Consider the following 6,334-nt stretch of genomic DNA (forward strand, 5'->3'; position numbering starts at 1 on the left):
CGCGAATGAGGTGTGTCAGCCAGCGCATCAGGTGTCTGACACACCTCATTCGCGAGCAAGCCCGCTCCCACAGGTTCTCCGGTTCGACTGAATTCTTGAGCAAAATTTTATGACACCCTTGCCCGCACCTCTACGCTGGCTCTACTCCCTGGAATGGCGTCGGGGTTTGTTTGACTGGGCGCGCAGCGATGGCGTGACCTGGGTGTATATCTTCAAGGTATTGCTCGCCGCGTTCCTCACGCTGTGGCTGGCGATGCGCCTGGAGTTGCCGCAACCGCGCACGGCGATGATCACCGTGTTCATCGTCATGCAGCCGCAGAGCGGCCAGGTGTTCGCCAAGAGTTTCTATCGTTTCCTTGGCACCCTGGCCGGGTCGGCGATGATGGTTACGCTGATCTCGCTGTTCGCGCAGAACACTGAGTTGTTCCTCGGTTCGCTGGCGATTTGGGTCGGCATCTGCTCGGCCGGTGCGGCGCGTTGCCGTAACTTCCGCGCCTACGGTTTTGTCCTCGCCGGCTACACCGCCGCGATGGTCGGCCTGCCGGCGCTGGCGCATCCGGACGGTGCGTTCATGGCCGCCGTCTGGCGGGTGCTGGAAATCTCGCTGGGGATTCTCTGCTCGACGGTGGTCAGCGCCGCGATCCTGCCGCAAACAGCCAGCGCGGCGATGCGCAACGCGCTGTATCAGCGCTTCGGCGTGTTCGCGTTGTTCGTCACCGACGGCCTGCGCGGACGCAGCAAAGCCGAATCGTTCGAAGCGAGCAACGTGCGTTTCATCGCCGAAGCGGTGGGCCTGGAAGGGCTGCGCAGCGTCACCGTGTTCGAAGACCCGCACATGCGTCGGCGCAACGGTCGCCTCAGCCGTTTGAACAGCGAGTTCATGGGCATTACCACGCGCTTCAACGCGCTGCATCAGTTGCTGGAACGCTTGCGCGTGAATGACGAAGAACACGTGGTGACCGCGATCAGGCCGGGTCTGCAGGATCTGGCCGAAGTACTCGACGGCTTCAGTGGCCGCGCCTTGACCAGCCCGGACGCGGCACGTTTGGCGACGGCATTGGCCACTTACAAGGAAGGCCTGCCGACGCGCGTGCGAACCTTGCGCGGCATTTTCCAGGAAACCGGTCCGAGTGAAGCCGAACAATTGGATTTCCACACTGCATACGAACTGCTCTATCGCTTCGTCGACGACCTGCACAGTTATGCACAGACCCACGCCTCGCTGGCCGATCACCGCCACGAACGTGAGCGCTGGGACGAGCCGTTCACCCCGCAAACCAACTGGTGGGCCGCCGCGGCCTCGGGGATTCGCGCCTCGTTCATCCTGATGGTGCTGGGCAGCTATTGGGTCGCCACCGCGTGGCCGAGCGGTGCGACCATGACCCTGATTGCTGCCGCGACCGTGGGCCTGTCCGCCGCCACGCCGAACCCGAAACGCATGGCTTTTCAAATGGCCTGCGGTACGTTCCTCGGGGCGCTGATCGGCTTCGTCGAGATGTTTTTCATCTTCCCGTGGATCGATGGTTTTCCGCTGCTGTGCGTGATGCTTGCGCCAGTGATCGTGCTCGGCTCGTTCCTCGCTTCGCGACCGCAATACGCCGGGGTCGGTCTCGGTCTGTTGATCTTCTTCAGCACCGGTTCGGTGCCGGACAACCTGACCATTTACAACCCTTACACCTTCATCAACGACTACATCGCCATGGTCATGGGCATGCTGGTTTGCGCTGCTGCTGGCGCAATCATTCTGCCGCCCAACAGCCGCTGGTTGTGGAAGCGCCTGGAGCAGGATCTGCGTGGCCAGGTGGTGTACGCGATCAGCGGCAAACTCAAGGGCCTGGCGTCGAGTTTCGAGAGTCGTACTCGTGACCTGCTGCATCAGGCTTATGGTCTCGCCGCCGGGCAGCCGACCGTGCAGAAGAACCTGCTGCGCTGGATGTTCGTGGTGCTCGAAGTCGGCCACGCGATCATCGAATTGCGCAAGGAACAGGCGATCCTCCCAGTGCATCCGGCGTATGCAGAATCGCAGCCGTGGCGTCAGGCGATCCGCGTCATGGGCCGGGCGCTGGTGCGGCTGTTTCTGCAACCGAACCCGAGCAATCTGGAGCGCGCACTGGTGGCGGTCGATCACGCGATCAGTCGGGTCGCCGCGACCGACGAGCCGTTTGCGCCGCACTTCGACACGTCCGCGTTACGCCGGGTGAAGAGCTATCTGCACTTCATCCGCACCTCGTTGCTCGACCCGCAATCACCACTCGCTGCCTATGCCGTCGCCAAGCCCGAAGGACTTGCCCATGCCTCGTGAAATCGCCTTCCACGGCGTGTACATGCCGACCATGACCCTGATGTTCTTTGTCGCTGCGGCGCTGGCCTGGGCGCTGGACCGGTTCCTGTCGGGGTTCGACCTGTACCGTTTTTTCTGGCACCCGGCGCTTTTGCGTCTGAGTCTGTTTACCTGTCTGTTCGGCGCCATGGCGCTGACTGTCTACCGTTGAGAACGTTCTGATGAAAAAGTTTTTCAGCCTGCTCGCGACCCTGCTGGTGCTGGCCCTGGCACTGTGGATCGGCCGGACCCTGTGGGAGCACTACATGAACACCCCGTGGACCCGCGACGGCCGGGTGCGGGCGGACATCATCAACGTCGCGGCCGACGTCACCGGGGAAGTGGTCGACGTGCCGGTGCGCGACAACCAGTTGGTGAAGAAGGGCGATTTGCTGATGCAGATCGATCCCGAGCACTACCGCATCGCGGTCAAGCAGGCGCAGTCGCTGGTCGCTTCGCGCAAGTCGACCTGGGAGATGCGCAAGGTCAACGCGCATCGTCGCGCCGACCTCGACAACCTGGTGATCTCCAAGGAAAACCGCGACGACGCCAGCAACATCGCCGACGCTGCGCTCGCCGATTACCAACACGCACAAGCGCAACTGGAAGCCGCCGAACTCAACCTCAAACGCACTGAAGTGCGCGCAGCGGTGGATGGCTACGTGACCAACCTCAACGTGCATCGCGGTGACTACGCGCGCATCGGCGAAGCGAAAATGGCCGTGGTCGACATGAACTCGTTCTGGGTCTACGGCTTCTTCGAAGAGACCAAACTGCCGCACGTGCGCGTAGGCGACACGGCCGACATGCAACTGATGAGCGGCGAAGTGTTGAAGGGCCACGTGGAGAGCATTTCCCGCGGCATCTACGACCGCGACAACCCGGAAAGCCGCGAGCTGATCGCCGACGTGAACCCGACGTTCAACTGGGTGCGTCTGGCGCAGCGGGTGCCGGTGCGCATTCACATCGACGAAGTGCCGGAGGGTGTGTTGTTGGCGGCGGGGATTACTTGCACGGTGGTGGTGAAGCAAGAGTCTGTGGATAACTGACAGACCGCGCCGACTGAATCGCGAGCAGGCTCACTCCTACACTGGATCTCTGCCACACCGAAGATTCCTTGTAGGAGTGAGCCTGCTCGCGATAAGGACAACCCGGTCTTTCAGACCAAAACCGAGTAATCACTCAGCGCAAAACGTCTCCTGCAAATGCCGCCACAGCACCCGCCCGGCCTCGGTCTTTTCAAACACCACCGTCGACCGGCGATCGGTGCGCAACCCGCTCGCATCGCTCTGCTGCTCGCGATAACTCAGCGTCGCGCCATGCGCATGCAGCGCAATCCCGCGCAGCTCACTGAGCTCGATCCTGAACCCGGGCTTCTTCCCGCCCGCCGCGTGAAACAGCGCACGCAAGGCTTCGATATCCAGCGCCCGGCCCAGCGGCGTGACCATGGAAAAATCCGCCGAGAATCGGCTCAGCAAGCGCTCCATTTCGGCTGAATCCTGCTCCACGGCAAACCAGCGTTCGATCACCAGGTGGGCCTGGATCACTTCATCAAAATATTCGTTGTAGTCAGTCATGTGGATTTTTCCTGAAGGGGAGGTGGGCTCAGCAGGGCGAGCACTGTGGAGGCGTCGAAACGCAGCACGGCGACCATTGGCAGCAATGTGAGCAAGGCCGCCGCGACAAAGCAGTATTTGAATCCGTTGCCGCCCAGTGCGCCCAACAGCGAACTGAGCAACGCGGCGCCAAGACAGAAACCGAGCTGGCGATTGATGTTCCACAGAGCGCTGGAGTGGCCCATTTTTTCCGGCGCGATGCCGACAAATGCCAGGCTCTGCGCGGTGACGCTGCACAGGCTGCCGCCCAGTCCCATCAAGGCATAGGCAATGATCAGCGGCGTGGCGGCGGGTTGTTCGATGCGCATCAGCAGGACAATCCCCAGGCACTGCAAAAGCATCCCGGTGATCAGCAGCGGTTTGGGGCCAATGCGGTTGAAACTGCGTTTGCCGAGCATGATCGCCATACCCGATGCGGCTGCCCAGGACAGCATCAGCGCACCGGTCTGCGCCGCGCCGAAACCGAGGTCGTGCAGGTACAACACGGCAATCATGTTAGTGCCGGTAAACACCCCGGGCACGAACAGGTAGATCAGCATTGCCAAACGCAGTGACGGACTCTTGAGCAGTTGCAGGTCGAGCACCGCGTCAGGTTTGTGCCAGCCATCACGCAGGTACAGCCATAAGGTCAGGACGCCGAGCAGCAGAACTCCGCCGGCGAGGTGTCGGGTAGCGGCGGCGCTCGCCAGGCTCACGGCAATCAACAACAGTGTCAGGGCTGCCACCGCCAGCAGCAGGCCGCGCAGATCCAGTGTCGGGCGTTCCGTGCCGGGTTGATCCGCTTGCAACCACAGCAGACCCAGGCCGAAAGCGAGCAGCGCCAGCGGCATGTTCAGGTAGAAAATCCAGCGCCATGACAACGCCTCGACGATCAGGCCGCCCGCCGCTGGCGACAGGGCCGGCACCATCAGCGCGACCATCAGCACCACACCGGTCAGGTGCGCGCGTTGTGTCGCGGGATACTGCCGATAAGCCAAGGCCTGACCGATCGGCAGCAACAACCCGCCACCGAGGCCTTGCAGCAGGCGCCAGACAATCAGGCTTTCAATCGACCCGGCCTGGGCCACCAGACCGGAAGCGATGCCGAACAGCAAAAGCGAACCGAGAATCAGCCGCCGTTCGCCCAGCCGCGCCGCGAGCCACACGCTCAGCGGAATGATCAGTGTCAGCCCGAGCATGTAGGCGTTGGTGATCCACGCCAGTTGCGTCACGGATGCCTGTAATTCCCGGGCGATGTCCGGGTAGGCGATGCTCGCGGCGAACATGTTCAGCAGGTCGAGGGCAAACCCGAACAGATACACCAGCGCAACTTTCGAGCGATAGGCCATGGCAGCTTCCCTGTGATGAGACGTGCAGGTTAGGGGGCTTCAAGCGTTAGGAAAACGCTGGTTTGCCTGCTAGTTTGTCAAAATAATTTTGACAGGGAGCGCGCTGGGTATGGTCAGCCTGGACCGTTTTGACACTTTCAAAGCCGTGGTCGAGGCCGGGTCGTTGACGGCTGCCGCCGATACCTTGGGCCAGACCCGTGCGGTGGTGAGCTTCAATCTCAAGCGCCTGGAAGAAGAACTGGGCGTCACTTTGCTCACACGCAACACCCGGCAACTGGCCCTGACCGATGCCGGTGAGCGCTTCTATCGGCGCTGCCTGCGCACCCTCGACGAAGCGCGACTGGCGATCGAGGAGGCGCGCTCTGAGCATTCGCAACTCAAGGGCACGTTGCGCATCACCACCACTGTGGAGTTTGCCCTGGCCCAAGTGGTGCCGGCGCTGGAGGTGTTTCGCCAGCAACAGCCGCAACTGAACATTCACTTGTCGACATCCTCAACCCACGCCGATCTGATCTCCGAGCGCTTCGACATGGCGATCCGTCTGGGACGCATGCACGACTCCAATCTGCGCGCGGTGCAGTTGTCGAAGTTCGAAGTGTTCGCGGTGGCCGCGCCGCAGCTGGTCGAACGCTTCGCGCCGGTTGCCACGCTGGCAACGCTGGAGTCGATGCCGACGCTGGGCCATGGCCGCGTCCCGGAAATGACCGTGACCGACCCGGCCGGCAGCGAGCATGTCTACCAGCCAAAACCGGGGACCACCGCCATCGTCGCCGACAACTCGGCGACGCTCAGGGCGTTTGCGTTGACTGGCCAAGGCGTGGCGATTTTGCCGCAGTGGCTGATTCAGGAGGATCTGCAGGCGGGGCGATTGGTGCGGTTGCTGGCCGATTATCGCTTTGCCCAGCAGGGTGTTTATGCGCTGTACCCGGATACCCGGCATCTGCCGCTGAAGGTACGGGCGTTTATTGATTTCATGAAGGGCTGGGGCTGAATGCTGGCTGATCTGGCCCCTTCGCGAGCAAGCCCGCTCCCACATTTGGAATGCATTCTCCTGTGGGAGCGGGCTTGCG

At 62.1% G+C, this 6,334-nt stretch carries 6 protein-coding genes; 4 read left to right on the forward strand and 2 right to left on the reverse strand.

All coding sequences use genetic code 11. The annotated features are described in order from the left end of the window. The first annotated feature begins 109 nt into the window (after positions 1–109). Genes QMX91_RS27965 through QMX91_RS27975 form a run of 3 tightly spaced genes read left to right on the forward strand, consistent with a single transcriptional unit; the run spans position 110 to position 3,369 of the window. Positions 110–2,302 carry an FUSC family protein gene (locus tag QMX91_RS27965; RefSeq protein WP_282413696.1) on the forward strand — a complete coding sequence of 731 codons (2,193 nt, stop codon included), beginning with the start codon at positions 110–112 and terminating at the stop codon, positions 2,300–2,302. Beyond that, the gene (locus QMX91_RS27970) at positions 2,292–2,492 is read left to right on the forward strand and encodes a DUF1656 domain-containing protein (protein ID WP_003221811.1); all 201 of its coding nucleotides are present in this window, start codon (positions 2,292–2,294) and stop codon (positions 2,490–2,492) included. The genes QMX91_RS27965 and QMX91_RS27970 overlap by 11 nt, the downstream gene beginning before the upstream one ends. A gap of 10 nt (positions 2,493–2,502) precedes the next feature. After that, positions 2,503–3,369 (forward strand): HlyD family secretion protein, encoded by an 867-nt coding sequence (locus QMX91_RS27975; protein WP_139053810.1) that lies wholly within the window; start codon positions 2,503–2,505, stop codon positions 3,367–3,369. A 129-nt stretch (positions 3,370–3,498) separates the two neighbouring features. On the opposite strand, the gene QMX91_RS27980 is transcribed toward QMX91_RS27975, so the two are convergent. Beyond that, complete coding sequence (locus QMX91_RS27980) at positions 3,499–3,897, reverse strand: DUF4440 domain-containing protein (RefSeq protein WP_135294997.1); 399 nt, start codon at positions 3,895–3,897, stop codon at positions 3,499–3,501. Beyond that, positions 3,894–5,264: an MFS transporter gene (locus tag QMX91_RS27985; RefSeq protein ID WP_282413697.1), complete on the reverse strand. Its 1,371-nt coding sequence runs from the start codon at positions 5,262–5,264 to the stop codon at positions 3,894–3,896. The genes QMX91_RS27980 and QMX91_RS27985 overlap by 4 nt, the downstream gene beginning before the upstream one ends. Before the next feature lie 109 nt (positions 5,265–5,373). On the opposite strand from QMX91_RS27985, the gene QMX91_RS27990 reads away from it, so the two are divergent. Continuing rightward, complete coding sequence (locus QMX91_RS27990; protein WP_282413698.1) at positions 5,374–6,255, forward strand: LysR family transcriptional regulator; 882 nt, start codon at positions 5,374–5,376, stop codon at positions 6,253–6,255. The last annotated feature ends 79 nt before the right edge of the window (positions 6,256–6,334 follow it).

The sequence above is a fragment of the Pseudomonas sp. PS01299 genome (assembly GCF_029960145.1).
In the GTDB taxonomy this organism is placed as follows: domain Bacteria; phylum Pseudomonadota; class Gammaproteobacteria; order Pseudomonadales; family Pseudomonadaceae; genus Aquipseudomonas; species Aquipseudomonas putida_A.